Consider the following 19445-nt stretch of genomic DNA (forward strand, 5'->3'; position numbering starts at 1 on the left):
TTTCCTAACTATTACTATCATTATATCATAGAAAATAGGATAACCAAATAAAAAGGCATTTTCAGTTAAAAGTCAAAAAATGCTTCGACTTTTCCAAGAGTTTCTCCGTAAAATATGGTACAATGAAATGTACTGAGCTTTACCTATTTACTCTATTATTTTAGGGGAAATAAAGGTGGAAATCGGGAATTTTTCTAGAAAAGAGTCTTAGTTGTATGAGAAAATTTAATAGCCATTCGATTCCGATTCGGCTTAATTTACTATTTGCGATTGTCATTCTGCTCTTTATGGCCATTATTGGTCGATTGTTATACATGCAGGTGTTAAATAAAGATTTCTATGAAACAAAATTGGCCTCAGCCAGCCAAACAAGGGTAACAACCAGTTCAGCTCGTGGACAGATCTATGATGCGGCAGGGAAACCCTTGGTAGAAAATACTGTCAAGCAGGTTGTTTCTTTCACACGAAACAATAAAATGACGGCAGCCGAATTGAAGGAGACAGCCAAGAAACTCCTCACTTATGTAAATGTAACCTCCCCTGATCTGACAGATCGACAGATTGCAGATTACTACTTGGCGGACCAGGATATTTACAAAAAAACAGTCGAATCCTTGCCAAGCGATAAACGCCTAGATTCAGATGGGAATCGTTTATCAGAAGCAACTCTTTACAATAATGCGGTTGAAAGCATTGACGTGAGTCAACTCAATTATACAGATGACCAGAAAAAGGAAATCTATCTCTTTAGTCAGCTCAATGCCGTTGAAAATTTTGCGACAGGAACCATTTCTACGGATGCCTTAGATGATACCCAAGTTGCTCTCGTTGCATCAGCATCCAAGGAATTACCAGGTATCAGCATTTCAACCTCATGGGATCGTAAAGTCTTGGACACTTCTTTATCGACGATCGTCGGTAGCGTCTCAAATGAAAAATCCGGACTTCCAGCAGAGGAAGTTGATGCTTATCTCAAAAAAGGCTATTCTCTCAATGACCGAGTGGGGACTTCCTATCTTGAAAAGCAATATGAAGATGTTCTTCAAGGCAAACGCTCCGTCAAGGAAATCCACCTCGACAAACACGGAAATATGGAAAGTGTGGAAAATGTCGAAGAAGGAAGCAAAGGAAACAATATCAAGTTAACGGTTGACCTAGCTTTCCAGAATGGTGTGGACGACCTACTCAAGAGCTACTTCAACTCAGAGTTGGGCAATGGTGGAGCCAAATACTCTGAAGGAGTCTACGCCGTAGCCCTCAATCCTAAAACCGGAGCAGTTTTGGCCATGTCAGGAGTCAAGCATGATGTCGAATCCGGGAAATTAAGTTCAGATTCGCTTGGAACGATAACCAACGTTTTTGTTCCAGGATCTGTCGTTAAGGCGGCAACCATCAGCTCAGGTTGGGAAAATGGTGTTTTATCAGGCAATCAAACTTTAACAGATCAACCAATCGTCTTTCAAGGTTCTGCCCCTATCAATTCCTGGTATACCCCTTATTACTACGGTTCCTTCCCGATTACAGCTGTCGAGGCTTTGGAATACTCATCCAATGCCTATATGATTCAAACTGCCCTAGGAATGATGGGCCAAACCTATCAGCCTAATATGACAGTAGGAACCAGCAATCTTGAGTCTGCTATGGCGAAATTACGTTCGACATTTGCGGAATATGGTCTTGGAGCCTCAACAGGCATTGACCTTCCAGATGAGTCAACTGGTTTTATACCAAAAGAGTATAATTTTGCTAATTACATTACCAATGCCTTTGGTCAGTTTGATAACTACACACCGATGCAGTTAGCCCAGTATGTCGCAACCATTGCAAACAATGGCGTACGTTTGGCTCCTCACATCGTTGAAGGGGTTTATGGAAACAATGACCAAGGTGGCCTAGGTAGTCTGGTTCAAGAAACAGCCACTAAGGAACTAAACAAGGTCAATATCTCAGAATCAGATATGGCTATCTTGCAGCAAGGTTTCTATCAAGTTTCGCATGGAACGAGTGCGCTGACAACTGGTCGTGCCTTTTCAAATGGCGCAGCCGTATCCATCAGCGGGAAAACGGGTACTGCCGAAAGTTACGTTAATGGCGGTCAAAAAGCCAATAATACCAACGCAGTCGCCTATGCACCGACCGAAAATCCCCAAATCGCGGTCGCAGTCGTCTTTCCTCATAACACCAACCTTACAAATGGTGTCGGACCTTCGATTGCACGCGACATTATCAATCTTTATCACCAACATCATCCAATGAATTAGAAAGGAACTTATGCTGTATCCAACACCTATTGCCAAGCTGATTGATAGCTATTCAAAGTTACCAGGTATCGGGATTAAAACGGCTACCCGCCTAGCCTTCTATACCATTGGAATGTCTGATGACGATGTCAATGAATTTGCCAAAAATCTCCTGTCTGCTAAACGGGAATTGACCTATTGTTCCATCTGTGGTCGCTTGACCGATGATGACCCTTGCTCGATCTGTACGGACCCGACTCGAGACCAGACAACCATCTTGGTGCTAGAGGATAGTCGCGATGTGGCTGCTATGGAAAACATCCAAGAATACCACGGACTCTATCACGTCTTGCACGGCCTCATTTCTCCGATGAATGGTATCAGCCCAGACGATATCAACCTCAAGAGTCTCATGACCCGTCTTATGGATAGTGAGGTTTCAGAAGTGATCGTGGCAACCAATGCGACAGCGGATGGAGAAGCGACATCTATGTATCTCTCTCGTCTCCTCAAGCCAGCTGGTATCAAGGTCACTCGCCTAGCACGAGGACTAGCCGTGGGAGCAGATATCGAGTATGCGGACGAAGTCACACTCTTACGAGCCATTGAAAATCGGACAGAGTTGTAGGAGTCAGTTAAAACGTAGCTCATTTTGACACATAAGACGAGCCCTAGGAATTTTTCTAGGGCTTGTCTTTTTTTGTTTCTCACGAGAGGTGAACAAGCCTTGCTAATAAGACTACTCGAACTATAAGGAATCAGAAAAGGGATCTCCAAAATGACTAGTGCCGTCTTTGTCAAACTCATTCACCGAGCGATAGAGTTTACTCTAAGGAGATGAGCTCACTTGCCCTTAGGGTTTGTTTTGAAATCGTACTATTTTTGTGTTATGATATGGTCAATATACAATGAATAAGGGGAGTTTGAAGTATGGGTGGAAAGATAAAATCTAGCACGATAGCAGCAGAGGCAGCTATTAATGAATTGGTCGGGTATGACACGAGCAAGAAGCAAAATCAGCAAGTAGAATTTTCGTATACTTCTGAAATCGCAGGGATGGAAGCTGGACGTCAGGCCTGCAATCAAATGCTTCAGGCGGTCAGTGATTTCAGCTCGGCTGTTTTGACACAAGCAAATAAGTTTCCAGAAATTGCTCATAAGATTGAAAAACGCGACGTAGAGCTGGCTAAGAGATGGGAACATTAAAAATGGCAGATAAGAACGAAGAAAAACGCTACAAACTTTGGCGAGAAATTGTCAAGATTGACGATAAGGAAGAAAGTCTTCAGACTCTAAAAAGACAATATGAACAGCAGGTAATTCACTTTCACTCAGAAATCCAGAGTATCCACCATCGTATGGCGACTCTATTGGCTCTCTCGCCCAGTTCTCGTCAGGTGATAGAGCAAATCGAAAGTGATAATAGAACCATTCAACGACAGGTCAACTCTTATGTAGAAGAGGAACTGGATGAATTGGGAAAACAAACGAAGAAGGCTCGTCGGTCTTTCGATGAAGCCAGAGAAGAACTGATATCGGAAAGGAATCGGCTACCATGGGAGTAAAATACAGTGCACAAGAATCCCAAGAATTGATTCAAGCCATGACTAACAACCTCCAAGTCGCAAATGAAGTCACGGACCGCTTATCTAGTGGATGTGACCACCTGATTTCCTCTTTAGACTCAGGTGAGCTGACAGGAGCAGCCTACACAGCTGGGAAGGGTCTCTTTACAGAGATTATCATCCCTAGCATCAAGAAGTTACAAGCAGCGATAGATGATATCCAACTAGAGTTGACCTCCTACAAAAATGCAGATGCTCAGGTCTCTGGATATGGTGATTTGGACCTGGACCAGCTCAAGGAACTGAAAAAATTGAGGGAAGAGCAGTTAGCCATCGTAGAAACTCAGATTCAAGCGAGGGAGAACTGGCTAAATCAAATCACGGACCTCTTTAGTCTCAATTGGGGGAAAGCTTTCTCTGAGAAGACCATCCTCTACAATACCAAGTCTCAAATCGAGTCGGGTATTCAGGATTTGGATGACAAGATTGAAAAACTAGAATTTTTTGTCTCAGAGGTTTCCCAGTATTTCAGCGATAGCCTAGAAGTCCTTGGGTTAGCGATTCAAGGAGCTACGCAACTAAGTAAAATCATTGTCGATAGCGATGGCAACTACTATGCGGACGGTGTAGACATGAGCTGGGTGCAAAAGATGAAGGATGTGAAGATTGTTTCGCATGCCAAAAGAGATTTTCAAGACTCGGAAACTCGTGCCATCAATAAAGCTTCTAGGGATATGATGCTATCGGACGATGGTGATGCCTACTATCGTGCCGAATTAAAGAAGCGCCTGAAAGGTCACGACAAGTCCGAATGGGATAAAATAATTGACGACTACAATCACACTCTTAAGATTGATGAAACAGGGAATATCATTGAAATTCATTCCTTGGAACAAGGCTATGTCGTTTCAAAAAACGGGAAATACGATGCTGACTATACTCATTTGGTTAACAAAAAGTTTGATGAACTAAAAGCCCAAAACTTTGAAGCAAATTCAGTCGAATTTTGGAGTGGAGTAGCTCAAATTTTCTCTGGTTTAGGAGTCTACTTTGCGAGTGGCGCCCTTGAAGTCTTGAGTATCATGGCTGGTCCACCAACAGCAGGGACAAGTATCGTAGCTGGTACGGCAGCATCTGTATCAGGGGTACAATATGGGAATGTACTGATAGCTAGTGGAGCAGTAACTAGCTTATCAGCTATCACAAAGACAGCCTTACAAAATGGCGAAATTCAGGTTAATTATTCTAGCAACTACAACAGCTGGCAGGCAAATAAACCGACGAGTAAGTCTTTTGGAAAAAAGATTTCTGGACGAGTTAACGGTAAAAAAGTCGATAATATTCGAGTTGATGCGGAGCCAGATAGTGGGAAAATCCAAGTTCAATCGGGGAGTGGAAAGTCAGGTTATAACCTCGACATAGATATTGAAGCCTCAACTATTTCAAGTAGGCAGGATATTGTAAACTGGGTAAATGAACAATCTGAACTAAATGGACTTGGAAAAGGAGCTAAAGAAGAAGTTATCAAAAATATGTGGAAAGCTTTTAAATACTTGACGCAATAAGGAGTGAACAATGAAATTATATTTAAAAGGTGATTATACAAAAAGAGTACCTTATGGTTATTTAGAACTAGCTGGTAAAATGTGGTTTCCAGAAGATGAGCAAATTTCTTACTCAAATGCTGGGAACAATGATGCATTACAAGAAGATTTTTTCTCAAATTTATCCTTGAGGAAAGGCACTGCCGATAAGAGATGGTCTAGTGTCCCCCTAAAGGAAGGGGTACGAAGACTCTTTTCACATATTAAGGAAAGTATTGAAATTAATTTTGAAGATGCATTTGCTACGGATTATAATGAAAAGGGAGACTATCTCCGTATTTTAACCACCCATCTAGAAGTTTTGACAGTTGATAAACGAGCTATGTACATTATGGCGCTTGAGATTGCAAAGGTGATTGATGGGCAAATTAGCGAGGATGGTAAGAATAGCTGGTTGACAATTGAAGAGTTTAAAAGAAAACATGAGGCTATTCTATCTTTAACTTTTGAAGAAGTAAATGAACTAAGTTTGACTGAAATTCAAACGATGGATGTGGTAGACGACCCTCTTTGGGAGGAAGAAGCCACTCGTCGAAAAGAATATATACTAGCACATGGAGGCGATATCTCAGATTTATGAGACTATATATCAAAAGTGATTTTAAGAAAAAAATAACCTTTACGACAAGAGAGTTGCTCTGGGAAATGTGGTTTAAGGAATGGCAGGGTCATCCTATTACATACTCAAACGTTGGTGATGATGAGATGCTACAAGATGATTTCTTTTTTGGAGTTCAATTTGATAAATGGCGATTTAATGATAAACGATGGAATCATATACCATATGACAAGAGTGATCCTTGGAATTCGTTTTCTGATGAAAATATTCAATTGGAATTTGAAAAAACTTTCATTACAGAGTGGAGAGAACGTGGAGATTATCTACGTATCGCAACATCTCATATAGATGTTTTAACTGTAGACAAACGTGCTTTATACATTATGGCAACTGAAGTAGCATCTGCCATTGATGGTCAGATTAGCGAAGACGGCAAGCAAAGTTGGCTAAGTGTAGAAGAATTTAAGAAATATCACAAGGATGTTCTTTCACTGACTTATGATGAAGCTGTTGAAATCAGTTTGGAAGAATTAAAGACAATGGTACCGGTAAGAGATCCTCTATGGGAAGAGGAGGAACGGCTTCGAGAAGAATACATCAAAATCCACGGCGAACGTGTTTATGATGATGAGGAAGATGAGTGAGATTATATCTTAAAGGCAACTACGAAACTAGTATATACCAAAACTGTATGGAATATCCTTGGAAAATGTGGTTCAAAGAACGTAAGGGAGTGAAAGTTGGTTTTTCTTATGCATTTGATGATAATTTTTATTTGAGTTTAACTCTAGATAAATTTTCTTCAAATGATGAGCGTTGGGGAATGGCTGATTTTAGAATAGGAAAAGACTCTTGGGCGACTTTTAAGCGTGAAAATTTAAATTTAAATTTTGAAGATTCTTATGAAAGTGATGGGCGAGAAAAAGGAGACTATCTTCGAATAATCACGACTCATAAGGATATTCTAACGGTTGACAAGCGAGCGCTCTATATCATGGCGATTGAGGTAGCATCTGTCATTGACGGTCAAATCAGCGAAGACGACAAAGAAACTTGGCTGAGTGTTGAAGAATTCAAAACGAAACATAAAGACCTACTGAATATGACCTACGACGAAGCAGTCGATATTAGTTTAGAAGAGATAAAGGTTTTGAAAGCTATTGACGATCCCATCTGGGAAGAATTGGATAGGAAGCGCGAGGAGTATATCCGAATCCATGGAGAGGTAGAGTTGGACGACGAGGACGACGAGTGAGATTATATATCAAAAGTGATTTTAAGAAAAAAATAACCTTTACAACAAGAGAGCTTGTTTGGAAGATGTGGTTTAAGGAACGGAATGGCAAGAAAATAAGTTTCTCCAATGTTGGTGATGATGAGATGTTACAGGATGATTTTTACTTTGGTGTTCGGTTACACAAATGGTCTTCAGTTGACGAAAGATGGGATAAGGCTCCTTTTATAATTCCTAGTAATCCTTGGTTGTCTTTGGAATATGAGAATATAATACTTGAATTTGAAAATGATTTTATTACTGATGGGAGAGAACGTGGAGAAAACCTTAGGATTGCTACAACACATACGGATATTTTAACGGTTGATAAACGTGCTATGTATATCATGGCGATCGAGGTGGCTGGTGCAATTGATGGAAAAATTAGCGAGGATGACAAGGAGACCTGGATAGATGTAGAGACTTTTAAGGAGTTGCACAAGGATGTCTTATCACTAAGTTACGATCAAGCAACCGATATCAGCGTGGAGGAACTGAAAAGTTTGAAACCTGTAGAGGAAACTTTGTGGGATGAAGAAGAGCGACTTCGTGAAGAATACATCAAAATCCATGGCGAACGTGTTTATGACGACGAGGACGACGAGTGAGAATTTACATCAAAGGCGATTACACCAAAGAAATTCCATTTGATTACATGGAACTAGCGAAAAGGATGTGGTTTGAAAATTATCAAGGAGAAGGCATCCCTCTCTCCTATTCTGGTTTTCTTAAAATCAGAGATAGGAATGATATAGCCATTCATCTAAAACTAGATAAACAGGATTATGATGAACTTTGGTTGCATGTTCCGATACAAGAAGGGATAAAATATCGCTTTTTTTCACAAATTGATGAAGAACTAAATTTAGATTATGAAGATGCTTATGTAACAGATTTTCGCGAAAATGGAGACTGTTTACGTTTGGCCTCTACCCATCTTGAACTTCTCACACTTGATAAAAGAGCGTTCTATATCATGGCCATTGAGATTGCCACAATCTTTAATGGACAAATTAGTGAAGATGACAAGAAAACATGGCTGACAATCGAGGAATTCAAGAAAAATCACCAAGATATCTTATCTTTAACCTTTGATGAAGCAAATGAGATGAGTTTGGAAGAAATTCAAACGATTGATGCTATTGACGATCCCATCTGGGAAGAATTGGATAAGAAGCGTGAGGAGTACATCCAAATCCATGGTGAACGAATTTATGACGACGAGGAAGAAGAGTGAGAATATATATCAAAAGTGATTTTAAGCAAAAAATAACCTTTACGACAAGAGAGCTTGTTTGGAAAATGTGGTTTAAGGAACGGAATGGCAAGAAAATAAGTTTCTCCAATGTTGGTGATGATGCTATGTTACAGGATGATTTTTACTTTGGTGTTCGGTTACACAAATGCTCTTCAGTTGACGAAAGGTGGGATAAGGCTCCTTTTATAATTCCTAGTAATCCTTGGTTGTCTTTGGAATATGAGAGTATAACACTTGAATTTGAAAAAACTTTCATTACAGAGTGGAGAGAACGTGGAGATTATCTACGTATCGCAACATCTCATATAGATGTTTTAACAGTAGATAAACGTGCTTTATACATTATGGCGGTCGAGGTTGCGAGTGCAATAGGTGGGAATATCAGCGAGGATGACAAAGAGACATGGTTAGATGTAGAGACCTTTAAGGAGCTACATAAGGATGTTCTTTCACTGACTTATGATGAAGCGGTTGAAATTAGTTTGGAAGAATTAAAGACAATGGTGCCAGTAAGAGATCCTTTATGGGATGAAGAAGAGCGTCTTCGTGAAGAATACATCAAAATCCATGGTGAACGTGTGTTTGACGACGAGGAAGACGAGTGAGACTATATATCAAAAGTGACTTTAAGAAAAAAATAACATTTACCACTAGAGAGCTTGTTTGGAAAATGTGGTTTAAAGAAAGAAATGGTCAAAAAATAAGTTTCTCAAATGTCGGGGATGATGAGATGTTGCAAAATGACTTCTATTTATCTTTGAGGTTAGATAAGTGGGGAGCAAGTGGCTCTCGTTGGAAAGATGCCAAGGTTAAAGGTGGCAGTGCAATAAATTCCCAAAAATATGAAAATATTGATTTGGATTATGAGGGAAGTTATGAAAGCGACGGTAGAGAAAAGGGAAAATATCTAAGAATCGCTTCTAATTATTTGGATGTTTTAACAGTTGATAAACGTGCTATGTATATTATGGCGCTTGAAATTGCGATTGCTATTGATGGACAAATTAGTGAAGATGATAAGAAAACATGGCTAACAATCGAGGAATTCAAGGAAAAGTACCAAGATATCTTATCTCTAACCTTTGATGAAGCAAATGAGATGAGTTTGGAAGAAATTCAAACGATTGATGCTATTGATGATCCCATCTGGGAAGAATTGGATAGGAAGCGTGAGGAGTACATCCAAATCCATGGTGAACGAGTTTATGACGATGAGGAAGACGAGTGAGACTATATCTTAAAGGTAACTACGAAACTAGTATATACCAAACCTGTATAGAATTTCCTTGGAAAATGTGGTTCAAAGAACGCAAAGGTGTGGAAGTTGGTTTTTCTTACGCACGTGATGATGATTTCTATTTTAGCGTTAGTTTGGACAAATTTTCTTCAAATGATGAACGTTGGGGGGTGACTGGTTTTAAAATAGGAGATAATCCGTGGAATTCATTTAAATACGAGTATCTAATATTGGATTTTGAAGATTCCTATGAAAGCGATGAGCGTGAGAAAGGTAATTATTTGCGAATTATTTCCACTCATCTAGATATTTTAACGGTTGACAAGCGTGCTCTCTATATCATGGCGATTGAGGTAGCATCTGTCATTGACGGCCAAATCAGCGAAGACGACAAAGAAACATGGCTGAGTGTTGAAGAATTCAAAACGAAACATAAAGACCTACTGAATATGACCTACGACGAAGCAGTCGATATTAGTTTAGAAGAGATAAAGGTTTTGAAAGCCATAGACGAGCCTCTCTGGGAAGAGTTGGATAGGAAGCGCGAGGAGTATATCCGAATCCATGGAGAGGTAGAGTTGGACGACGAGGAAGACGAGTGAGACTATATATCAAAGGCGATTATACCAAAGAAATTCCATTTGATTACTTAGAACTAGCGAAGAGAATGTGGTTTGATACTAAAGATGGGAAGACAGTAGATATTTCTTATTTTGGGAATACTCGCCCATTTAAAACAGACCCAACTATTCACTTGAAATTGAATAAGTGGATGCATGATAATAGATGGAATAATGTTCAGTTGAAAGAAGGGATTATCAATAAATTTGGGAGTCATGTATATGAAAATCTTGAATTAGATTTTGAAGACAATCCAGCAACAGACTATCGAGAAAAAGGAGACTGTCTACGTTTAGCTTCTACCCACCTTGACCTTCTAACTGTTGATAAACGTGCCTTCTATATTATGGCCATTGAAATTGCGACTGCTATTGATGGTCAGATTAGCGAAGATGATAAAGAGAGCTGGTTAAGTGTGGAGGAATTTAAAAACCGGCATGAGGATATCCTTTCGATGAGTTATGAAGAGGCTAACGAGCTGAGTTTGGAAGAAATTCCGTTTATGGACGATGTAAGAGACCCGGTTTGGGAAGAAGACGACCGCAGGAATGAAGAATACATCAAAATCCATGGCGAGCCAGTTTATGACGACGAGGAAGACGAGTGAGAGTTTATAATAAAACTTATTTGAAAGAGAGTGTTATATGGAGGGAAGAAACTAATGTCAGATAAATTAAAACAGTTTAAATGGTTGATCGTATTGTTTTTGTTTCTGTTAGCAATTCCTTCATATTTTGCTTACAATCATTTCCGACAATCTAGTACTTTAAAAGAAGCCTTTGAGAAAAATGAAAGAATTGAAGTTCTTCATCATTTAATGGCATCAGGAAAATATGCGTCTGACATCCGCAAGGCAGGATATACTATTCCTTCTGACGGAGCTATTCGATTGGATGGAGTTATTTATCCATTAGAAATTGAAGGAGAGTTACATTTGAAAATTAGCCCTCCCAAAAATGATGCTAAGGATTTTCAGTTGTTTTTCATTACACAGATTAATGAAAAACAAACGCATGTAGCTTTTATTTTAGATAAAAATCTGAATTTAATTGATTCCAGCTATTCTCAGCAAAATGATAACGGGAAAAGAGAGATTGTTTCTATCCCCCAAGCCGAAGAAGATTACTTGTTGAGAAGTGTTCAAAGCGAGATTGATGACTTCATGAAAAAGATGTATCAAACCTTGTATGGTTAGATTTTTAGAGAAAGTAACTTCTTACTCAACGCAATGCTGTATGAACAAGACTTCTATGATTACTTAGATAGAGGAGGTGAGAAAAATGTCGGGACTTAAAAAAATACTGATCGTTATTGGTTCTGTAATTGCCTTAGCTACTGGTTTGAATCTTTACTTTCAGTATCAAAACCATCAAGAACATATGCAATTAAAAACCTCCTTTGAAGAGAGGGACAATATAGCCGTCTTACAACGTTTGATGGCATCAGGGAAATATGCGCCTGACATCCGTAAAGCGGGCTATGTCATTCCTCCCGATGGAGCTATTCGCTTGGATGGAGGAATTGCTTCCATCGAGATAAAAGGAGACATCGATTTGAAAATATCGTATCGTGGACGGGGGGTTACTGCTTATTTTGAAATAGAGATAGATGGTAAAATAACTAGTGTACTATATGAATTGGATAAGAACTTGGATATAGTTTCTAGCGCCTATTTTCAAACAAATGAAAAAAATAAAAATGAGAGAGTGACTATCCCCAAAGCTGAAGAAAAGCGCCTATTAAAGATTATTCAAAAAGAGCTTGAGGATTTCATGGAAACGATGTATCAGACTTTGTATGGATAGTTTACCAGAGAAAGAAGCTTCTTGCTCAACACAATGCTGTATGAACAACGGGGTGTGTTGAGGGATTTTACTAGAAAAGATACCGTAGATAAGCTACAAAAAAATTACCCAAGTACTTATAATTTCATTCGAAATATTGAAACAGGGAATCAAGAGTTGACAGAGATGAGGTGATTAGATGAAGAAGAGGAAATTTGTAATTTTTTCGTTGCTAATAGTTCTATTATTATCTTTCTCTGGTTTTCAGTACTATAAATATCAGAGAGTTCATAATATTTTTGATGAAATATACTACGAAGAAAGTGATTATCACAATTATACATTTCTCTGGAAAGGACGAGCTTTTTATAAGTTAAAAAGTTTAAAATTTGTGGACAACGATTCTCAAGAAATTTCTATTCATTCTATTGATTATAAAAGTGTAGACTTACCAAATACTATTCAATCTCTAGGTTATTATTTTTATTTTGGATTTCAGGAGATGACGAAAGTTGGGATAGAGATGCGTTTGAGACTGCCAGATACAGAGACAACCATAAATGTAGATTACCTGTACGATGTAAACAATCAGCAATTAGAACGATTTATGTGGTATCACGATGAGAAAAGCGTGAGATATTATCATCAGTCTCAAGTAGAAGCCTTTCTAACGGAGCATGGAAAGACTGCCGATGAGATTCGCAGGGAAGCAGATGAAATACTCCGTCACAAAGTCTTGGCAGACTGGACTTCCATATATGCCAGTCGTTTTAGCCTAGATAATTGGGGAGAAGTGACAGTTAAGGATATATGGAGAACCGAATAACAAACGGAACGACGAGGTAATAGTTTTATAAAGGCAGGTTGCCATGACAGAGTTCTTAAGAATATTTTGTAAAAAAAGTTACTTTGGAGCAGTAAATGAGAAATAAAAGTAAGTCTATCCTATTTTTCCTTTTTTATATGGTATTGTTCATCATTAAGCCGATCTACCAATATATTTCATTTTCTAAGATGGATGTGAATAGTAGTATGGTTAAATTGATTCAAGATAAAAATGATCAGGATTGGCATGCTCTTGATAAGCATATTCATCTAGTGCCCTCAAAAGAAAATGGAAAGAACATCGGCCTTATCTATGTGGTGGATGACTATAATCAAATTGAAAGTAAGATTTCTTCTGAGAATCAAGCGGTATCCATCAGTTACAATAATCGATTACAAGGAGACAAGAGTGTTGAAATTAGTTGGTTAAATGGGGAAAAGCGGTTGTATCATGCTGGGAGATATTTGAAATTAGCAAGTGAAAATCAAGCTGTGATTGAAAGTAACACAGGTTCTTCAGTGACCGTTTGGGAACAACGCTCGGACAATGCGATGAATCAGTTAGATACAGTTGTGAATCAGATGAGAAAGATAGTTTTAAATCATTTGCTTCAGAAAATTTTCTACTATTCGATAGCTTTGGTCTGCTTTCTTTTGGGTTGGAAAATATACTCTCTTTTAAGGAGGGATTGAAGGCCACAGTTCTTCTGGATTTTAATAGTGATGAGAGAGGAAAACTAAAATGCTAACACCCGTGTTATTTATTGTGTCTTTATTTCTACTTTTACGGCACTTTAAAAGCAGTCTCTCAAGAATGATCATCGGATTGTTGTATGGTTCGTTTGCGGCAGTTTTTATTTGTGTGGTTTTAAATGCTGGTAATTACACTCTGCAACCTGGTCAAAGTGTTCAATTGAGAGTTTATCCCAATACAGATCAGCTAGAGTATAATTCGGAACTACATTTTAAAAAATTAGATGATGCGAAGTTAAAATTGTCCGGTCGAAAAGGTTGGGGAATGAAAGACAGTAATATAGTCTATAATGTTGAAAAGCAAACAATAACGGAGCTAATTTTTTTAAAAGACAAAACCGAGCGTAAAGACTTACCAAATGATAAGAGTAAAAGTATCTATTTAGAAAGTGATGGTATAGTGGTTCAAGGGGAGATAAAGGAAGTATTTGGGGTGACGGAAGAAACTCCCTACACGATCACCATCACCAATGTAGATGACAAACCGGCACACTTTGAAGCTCAAGTGGTGGATCGGTAAACTGGACCTCCATCTACTCTAGTCGCTTTAGCCCCAAAAATTGGGTTGATGTGACCGACAAGGATATTTGGAGAGAGGATCTTGGAGCAGATTAGTGATATGTCTCAATCTGAGTTTCTGACGAAGAATGGGGAGAAGTACGCGTGAAAAATAAAAGAAAACAATTTAATAAATGGAATCTAGGATGTTCTGGAATAGTTGCTATTGTAGCGATTGTGTTTTCCTATTATATTTATTTGTATTTCAAAAATGCGAGTTATACCTTGAAACCAGGGGATTCCATAGTTTTAAAAGTTCCGACCTCAAAACAAAAGGAATTTACTCCAAAATTATATCTATCTAAGATTTCTGGTGGGAAATTAGAATTATCTGGGAAAACCTCATGGTGGCAGAAGGGAGAAGGAAACCTTTTAGGGACTAACTATGATCTTTTGAAGCAAGAAATTAGCGAAATCTACTCATTGTCAAGTAATATCCCAACAAAAATAAAAGAAAACGATACAAATAATAGTATATATTTATCAGAAAAAGGTGTAGTTCTTCAATCTAAAGAATCTTGGGAATTTGAGATTCCAAACGCAAAACAAATAAAAATAACGAATATTTCAGACAGAGACATTAGATTTGAAGCGCAGGTGACAGGTGAATAGAGGAAACTAGAAAAGTAAAATGAAGAAAAAATGATTATTTTTTCACTTTGATAGCTTTATTCTTGTCTTCTTTTCTTTGTAAAACTTAAGTTACCAATTTTACACTCCCCTTTTTTCTTTTAGTTCTATACTTCGTGAGGACTATTCATTTTCAGAGTTTCCTTTTTTAGTGATTACTAGGAATCTATTTGTGTAAATTCCCCATACCTCGTCGATAGTGATAGTAACTACTATGCGGACGGTTTGGACATGAGCTGGGTGCATAAGATGAAGGATGTGAAGATTGAGAGTGCAAAATATGATTCTTCTAAGAAAGCTAAGGATTTGCATAAAGAATACCAGAAAATCTTAGATAAGTTTGAAAATGGAAAAGCCCTGGTGATAATGGAAGAGTCGATAATTCGATTGCTATAGGAAATGAGATTGGAGACAATGGAACATTTATAGATTTGGTTAATTCTAATAAACCGCTAGACTTAAAAAACAGAACATACAGAGAAGATTATCCGTTCTCACTCTGGGGACGCCAGTGGAAACAAGGGATGAAGTCTGATTATTTGGGAAATTATCTCTTTGGCTATGTTGGTAAAGGTTACTTAGAATCGAGTGATTCATATTTGAAAGTTGGGGCAGGAGTGGCTCAGGGATGGTCAGATAAGAATCCTTTGAAATATTTAGAGAACATTATTAATGGAAATTATGGAGATAATCCAGGAGATGCTAAGATGATTCAAGACGGAATTAATGACTATAAGGAGAGCTACAAATGAACTTGAAGAGAAAATCAAATTGGAATTTAGGTTGTAGTTTAACACTTGTTGTAGTTTTGGCGGCTATTTTTTTCTTTAATCTATGGGCACAAAATCTTGGTAAGTATACTCTGCAACCAGGAGAGTCGGCTAACTTTACAGTAAATCCTCGGACACATGATGTAGAATATTACTCAGAATTAATCTTGAAAAAAAATGACACTAATAAGCTTAAATTATCAGGTAAAAAAGTTTGGTTTGAGATGGATAGCGATATTTTTTATGGTGTTGAAGAACAAAAACTTTTTAGAAGAAATCTTTCAGAAAATGATGATGAAGAGCTTCCAAACAATCAAAAAGACATTAATTTAGTACGGGATGGAATTGTTGTCAGTTACAAAGGGGAAAAAATATTTAATGTAACCAATAACAAGTCCTACACAATAACCATCACCAATGTAGACGACAAACCGGCGCACTTTGAAGCTCAAGTGGTGGATAGGTAAAATTTCAGCTCTCAAATGAGGGCTTTTTTAGATACAAGTTTCAAAAAAGAAGCAAATATGATATACTAAAGAACGAATATTCTATTAGAATTAGGACAAGCAATATGAAACAAACGATTATTCTTTTATACGGTGGGCGTAGTGCAGAGCGTGAAGTCTCTGTCCTTTCAGCTGAAAGTGTGATGCGTGTGGTCAACTACGATCGTTTCACAGTCAAGACTTTCTTCATCAGCCAATCAGGTGACTTTATCAAAACGCAAGAATTTAGCCAGACTCCAGGTCAAGAGGATCGTCTCATGACCAATGAGACCATTGACTGGGACAAGAAAATCGCGCAAAGTGCCATCTATGAAGAAGGTGCAGTGGTCTTTCCAGTTCTTCATGGTCCGATGGGAGAAGATGGCTCTGTTCAAGGATTCCTTGAAGTTTTGAAAATGCCTTATGTCGGTTGCAATATCTTGTCATCAAGTCTTGCCATGGATAAAATCACGACCAAGCGTGTGTTAGAATCTGTCGGGATCGCTCAAGTTCCTTATGTGGCCATTGTCGAAGGAGATGATGTGACTTCTAAAATCGCTGAAGTTGAAGAAAAACTGACTTATCCAGTCTTCACGAAGCCGTCAAACATGGGTTCCAGTGTCGGTATTTCTAAGTCTGAAAACCAAGAAGAACTCCGCCAAGCTCTAGAACTTGCCTTCCAATATGACAGCCGTGTCTTGGTAGAGCAAGGGGTAAATGCCCGTGAAATCGAGGTTGGTCTCTTGGGCAACTACGAAGTGAAGAGCACGCTTCCTGGTGAAGTGGTCAAGGATGTTGCCTTTTATGACTACGATGCCAAATATATCGATAACAAGATTACCATGGACATCCCAGCCAAGATTAGTGATGATGTAGTAGCTGTCATGCGTCATAATGCAGAAACAGCCTTCCGTGCAATCGGTGGCCTCGGTCTGTCTCGTTGTGATTTCTTCTATACCGATAAGGGCGAAATTTTCCTAAACGAGCTTAATACCATGCCAGGTTTCACCCAGTGGTCAATGTATCCACTGCTTTGGGACAATATGGGAATCAGCTACCCAGACCTAATCGAGCATTTGGTTGACCTTGCCAAGGAAAGTTTTGACAAGCGCGAAGCGCATTTGCTATAAAAATGAAAGAGAGGGTAGAAGCCAGAACCGTCACTGCCAGGTGATTAGAGTTCTCGGACTTCGACCCTTTTTAAAGGAGTAGAAATGAAATTAACGATCCACGAAGTTGCCCAAGCTGTTGGAGCTAAAAATGATGTTAGTCTTTTTGCGGACGTTCAGTTAGAAAAGGCTGAGTTTGACAGTCGTTTGATTAGGACAGGTGATTTGTTTGTGCCCCTTAAAGGTGCGCGTGACGGTCATGACTTTATCGAAACAGCTTTTGAAAATGGTGCAGTAGTAACCTTGTCTGAGAAAGAGGTTGCAAATCATCCCTACATTCTAGTAGACGACGTGTTGTCTGCCTTTCAAACCCTCGCAGCCTACTATCTTGAAAAAACGGCTGTTGATGTCTTTGCAGTTACGGGTTCAAATGGCAAGACAACCACTAAGGATATGTTGGCGCACTTGCTTTCAACAACCTACAAAACCTACAAAACACAAGGAAACTACAATAACGAGATTGGCCTTCCTTACACAGTTCTCCACATGCCTGAAGGAACAGAAAAGTTGGTCTTGGAGATGGGGCAGGATCACTTGGGAGATATCCATCTCTTGTCTAAATTGGCTCACCCCAAGACAGCCATTGTGACCTTGGTCGGAGAGGCTCATTTGGCCTTTTTCAAAGACCGTTCGGAGATTGCTAAAGGGAAAATGCAAATTGCAGACGGTATGGCACCAGGTTCTTTGATTTTGGCACCAGCTGACCCGATTGTAGAGGCCTACTTGCCTACAGATAAAAAAGTAATCCGTTTTGGGCAAGGAGCTGAGTTAGAAGTCACAGACTTGATTGAGCGCAAGGATAGTCTGACCTTTAAGGCTAATTTTTTGGAACAAGCCCTCGATTTGCCAGTGACAGGTAAGTACAATGCCACCAATGCTATGATTGCTGCTTATGTGGCTCTTCAAGAAGGAGTGTCAGAGGAGCAAATTCATCAGGCCTTCCAAAATCTGGAATTGACGCGTAACCGTACTGAGTGGAAGAAAGCAGCCAATGGAGCAGATATTCTGTCTGACGTATACAATGCCAATCCAACTGCTATGAAGTTGATTTTGGAGACTTTTTTGGCTATTCCAGCCAACGAAGGAGGCAAGAAAATTGCTGTTCTAGCAGATATGAAGGAACTCGGTAACCAGTCTGTCCAACTCCATAACCAGATGATTTTGAGCCTATCGCCAGATGTGGTGGATACCGTGATTTTCTATGGAGAAGATATTGCGGAATTAAGCCAGCTGGCTAGTCAAATGTTCCCAATCGGTCACGTTTTCTACTTCAAGAAAACAGCTGACGAGGACCAATTTGAAGACCTAGTCAAGAAGGTTAAGGAAAGCCTTGGAGCCAATGACCAAATTTTGCTTAAAGGCTCTAACTCCATGAATCTAGCCAAGCTGGTAGAAAGTTTAGAAAATGAATGCAAGTGATTTTACCAAGTATCTGCAAAGAATGCTAGCCATTACGGATACTGGATTAACCTTTACAAAAGATCCTTTCGACCGTGAGCGCTACGAGGACTTGCGAATCCTGTTATCTGAAATGTTGAATCAGGTATCAGACCTCGATGCAGAAGAAGTGGCAGAAGTCATGAAACCGACTTCCGCTTATGCAACTCCTCTGATGGACGTCCGTGCTTGGATTGTTGAGGATGAAAAAGTATGTTTAGTTAGAGGAAAAGGGGAGGATAGTTGGGCTTTGCCAGGTGGATTTGGTGAAGTCGGCTACTCTCCAACCGAAAATATTCTTAAAGAAATTGAAGAAGAAACTGGTTTTACAGCAAAAGCTGAAAGGCTGCTTGCAGTTTTTGATACCAATCGTTTCCAACTACAGAGCAAACAATATGCAAAGTTTGTCTTTGAATGTCAACTTCTTGACGGACAATTTCAAGAAAATCAAGAAATTGCTGACCTTCAATTTTTTGCCATTGACCAATTGCCAGTCTTATCTGAAAAACGCATCACCAAGGAGCAAATGGAGATTCTTTGGCAGGTTTATAAAGGACAAAGAGACCAATATGTTGATTAGTTTATGCTAGAGAAGTTGACAAATCAAAAAAGGGTATCTGCAAGGTGCATTTCTGCAATACAAATGATATAATAGGTTGCGAATTTAAGACGCAAGT

At 39.0% G+C, this 19445-nt stretch carries 25 protein-coding genes; all 25 read left to right on the forward strand.

Annotated elements, in window-relative coordinates; genetic code table 11:
* Window positions 1–215 precede the first annotated feature (215 nt).
* The 25 genes from pbp2b to D8844_RS04315 all read left to right on the forward strand — a co-directional run bounded on the left by pbp2b (window position 216) and on the right by D8844_RS04315 (window position 19348).
* Window positions 216–2261: a penicillin-binding protein PBP2B gene (gene pbp2b / locus D8844_RS04190; protein WP_049478460.1), complete on the forward strand. Its 2046-nt coding sequence runs from the start codon at window positions 216–218 to the stop codon at window positions 2259–2261.
* A 10-nt stretch (window positions 2262–2271) separates the two neighbouring features.
* Window positions 2272–2868, forward strand: a complete 597-nt coding sequence (gene recR, locus D8844_RS04195) for a recombination mediator RecR (RefSeq protein ID WP_000966754.1) — start codon at window positions 2272–2274, stop codon at window positions 2866–2868.
* A 302-nt stretch (window positions 2869–3170) separates the two neighbouring features.
* Window positions 3171–3446 carry a TIGR04197 family type VII secretion effector gene (locus tag D8844_RS04200; protein WP_000509001.1) on the forward strand — a complete coding sequence of 92 codons (276 nt, stop codon included), beginning with the start codon at window positions 3171–3173 and terminating at the stop codon, window positions 3444–3446.
* Window positions 3434–3805 (forward strand): hypothetical protein, encoded by a 372-nt coding sequence (locus D8844_RS04205; RefSeq protein ID WP_253678278.1) that lies wholly within the window; start codon window positions 3434–3436, stop codon window positions 3803–3805. Before D8844_RS04200 ends, D8844_RS04205 begins: the two co-directional genes overlap by 13 nt.
* Window positions 3796–5370, forward strand: coding sequence for a virulence protein (locus tag D8844_RS04210; protein ID WP_125422122.1), 1575 nt, complete (start codon window positions 3796–3798; stop codon window positions 5368–5370). The genes D8844_RS04205 and D8844_RS04210 overlap by 10 nt, the downstream gene beginning before the upstream one ends.
* A 10-nt stretch (window positions 5371–5380) precedes the next feature.
* Window positions 5381–5989: a hypothetical protein gene (locus D8844_RS04215; RefSeq protein WP_125422125.1), complete on the forward strand. Its 609-nt coding sequence runs from the start codon at window positions 5381–5383 to the stop codon at window positions 5987–5989.
* On the forward strand, window positions 5986–6612 hold the full coding sequence (locus D8844_RS04220; protein ID WP_125422128.1) for a hypothetical protein: 627 nt from the start codon (window positions 5986–5988) through the stop codon (window positions 6610–6612). Before D8844_RS04215 ends, D8844_RS04220 begins: the two co-directional genes overlap by 4 nt.
* Entirely contained in the window at window positions 6609–7223 is a 615-nt protein-coding gene (locus D8844_RS04225; RefSeq protein WP_125397829.1) for a hypothetical protein, read from the forward strand. The genes D8844_RS04220 and D8844_RS04225 overlap by 4 nt, the downstream gene beginning before the upstream one ends.
* Complete coding sequence (locus D8844_RS04230; RefSeq protein ID WP_125422130.1) at window positions 7220–7849, forward strand: hypothetical protein; 630 nt, start codon at window positions 7220–7222, stop codon at window positions 7847–7849. Before D8844_RS04225 ends, D8844_RS04230 begins: the two co-directional genes overlap by 4 nt.
* Entirely contained in the window at window positions 7846–8478 is a 633-nt protein-coding gene (locus tag D8844_RS04235) for a hypothetical protein (RefSeq protein WP_125397827.1), read from the forward strand. Before D8844_RS04230 ends, D8844_RS04235 begins: the two co-directional genes overlap by 4 nt.
* Window positions 8475–9104 carry a hypothetical protein gene (locus tag D8844_RS04240; protein WP_125422133.1) on the forward strand — a complete coding sequence of 210 codons (630 nt, stop codon included), beginning with the start codon at window positions 8475–8477 and terminating at the stop codon, window positions 9102–9104. The genes D8844_RS04235 and D8844_RS04240 overlap by 4 nt, the downstream gene beginning before the upstream one ends.
* On the forward strand, window positions 9101–9727 hold the full coding sequence (locus D8844_RS04245) for a hypothetical protein (protein WP_001242088.1): 627 nt from the start codon (window positions 9101–9103) through the stop codon (window positions 9725–9727). The genes D8844_RS04240 and D8844_RS04245 overlap by 4 nt, the downstream gene beginning before the upstream one ends.
* Window positions 9724–10338 carry a hypothetical protein gene (locus D8844_RS04250; RefSeq protein WP_001242124.1) on the forward strand — a complete coding sequence of 205 codons (615 nt, stop codon included), beginning with the start codon at window positions 9724–9726 and terminating at the stop codon, window positions 10336–10338. The genes D8844_RS04245 and D8844_RS04250 overlap by 4 nt, the downstream gene beginning before the upstream one ends.
* Window positions 10335–10964 (forward strand): hypothetical protein, encoded by a 630-nt coding sequence (locus D8844_RS04255; RefSeq protein WP_001242076.1) that lies wholly within the window; start codon window positions 10335–10337, stop codon window positions 10962–10964. The genes D8844_RS04250 and D8844_RS04255 overlap by 4 nt, the downstream gene beginning before the upstream one ends.
* Before the next feature lie 54 nt (window positions 10965–11018).
* The gene (locus D8844_RS04260) at window positions 11019–11552 is read left to right on the forward strand and encodes a thiol-disulfide isomerase (RefSeq protein WP_125422136.1); all 534 of its coding nucleotides are present in this window, start codon (window positions 11019–11021) and stop codon (window positions 11550–11552) included.
* Between the two features lie 85 nt (window positions 11553–11637).
* On the forward strand, window positions 11638–12162 hold the full coding sequence (locus D8844_RS04265; protein WP_000015795.1) for a hypothetical protein: 525 nt from the start codon (window positions 11638–11640) through the stop codon (window positions 12160–12162).
* Window positions 12163–12340: 178 nt separating this feature from the next.
* Window positions 12341–12967, forward strand: a complete 627-nt coding sequence (locus tag D8844_RS04270) for a TipC family immunity protein (protein WP_049490013.1) — start codon at window positions 12341–12343, stop codon at window positions 12965–12967.
* A gap of 95 nt (window positions 12968–13062) precedes the next feature.
* Entirely contained in the window at window positions 13063–13659 is a 597-nt protein-coding gene (locus tag D8844_RS04275; protein WP_125422140.1) for a hypothetical protein, read from the forward strand.
* A 49-nt stretch (window positions 13660–13708) separates the two neighbouring features.
* A complete protein-coding gene (locus D8844_RS04280; protein WP_000957423.1) occupies window positions 13709–14239 on the forward strand; it encodes a hypothetical protein in 531 nt (176 codons plus the stop codon).
* 143 nt (window positions 14240–14382) lie between these two features.
* Window positions 14383–14889, forward strand: a complete 507-nt coding sequence (locus tag D8844_RS04285; RefSeq protein WP_125422143.1) for a hypothetical protein — start codon at window positions 14383–14385, stop codon at window positions 14887–14889.
* A 449-nt stretch (window positions 14890–15338) separates the two neighbouring features.
* A complete protein-coding gene (locus D8844_RS04295) occupies window positions 15339–15659 on the forward strand; it encodes a polymorphic toxin type 44 domain-containing protein (protein ID WP_185757662.1) in 321 nt (106 codons plus the stop codon).
* Window positions 15656–16144 (forward strand): hypothetical protein, encoded by a 489-nt coding sequence (locus tag D8844_RS04300; RefSeq protein ID WP_125422149.1) that lies wholly within the window; start codon window positions 15656–15658, stop codon window positions 16142–16144. The genes D8844_RS04295 and D8844_RS04300 overlap by 4 nt, the downstream gene beginning before the upstream one ends.
* 104 nt (window positions 16145–16248) lie before the next feature.
* Window positions 16249–17292 carry a D-alanine--D-alanine ligase gene (locus D8844_RS04305; protein WP_125422152.1) on the forward strand — a complete coding sequence of 348 codons (1044 nt, stop codon included), beginning with the start codon at window positions 16249–16251 and terminating at the stop codon, window positions 17290–17292.
* 84 nt (window positions 17293–17376) lie between these two features.
* Window positions 17377–18750: a UDP-N-acetylmuramoyl-tripeptide--D-alanyl-D-alanine ligase gene (locus D8844_RS04310; protein WP_125422155.1), complete on the forward strand. Its 1374-nt coding sequence runs from the start codon at window positions 17377–17379 to the stop codon at window positions 18748–18750.
* Entirely contained in the window at window positions 18737–19348 is a 612-nt protein-coding gene (locus D8844_RS04315) for an NUDIX hydrolase N-terminal domain-containing protein (protein ID WP_125422158.1), read from the forward strand. The genes D8844_RS04310 and D8844_RS04315 overlap by 14 nt, the downstream gene beginning before the upstream one ends.
* Window positions 19349–19445: the final 97 nt, after the last annotated feature.

The sequence above is a fragment of the Streptococcus oralis genome, assembly GCF_003942875.1.
Taxonomy (GTDB): domain Bacteria; phylum Bacillota; class Bacilli; order Lactobacillales; family Streptococcaceae; genus Streptococcus; species Streptococcus oralis_BX.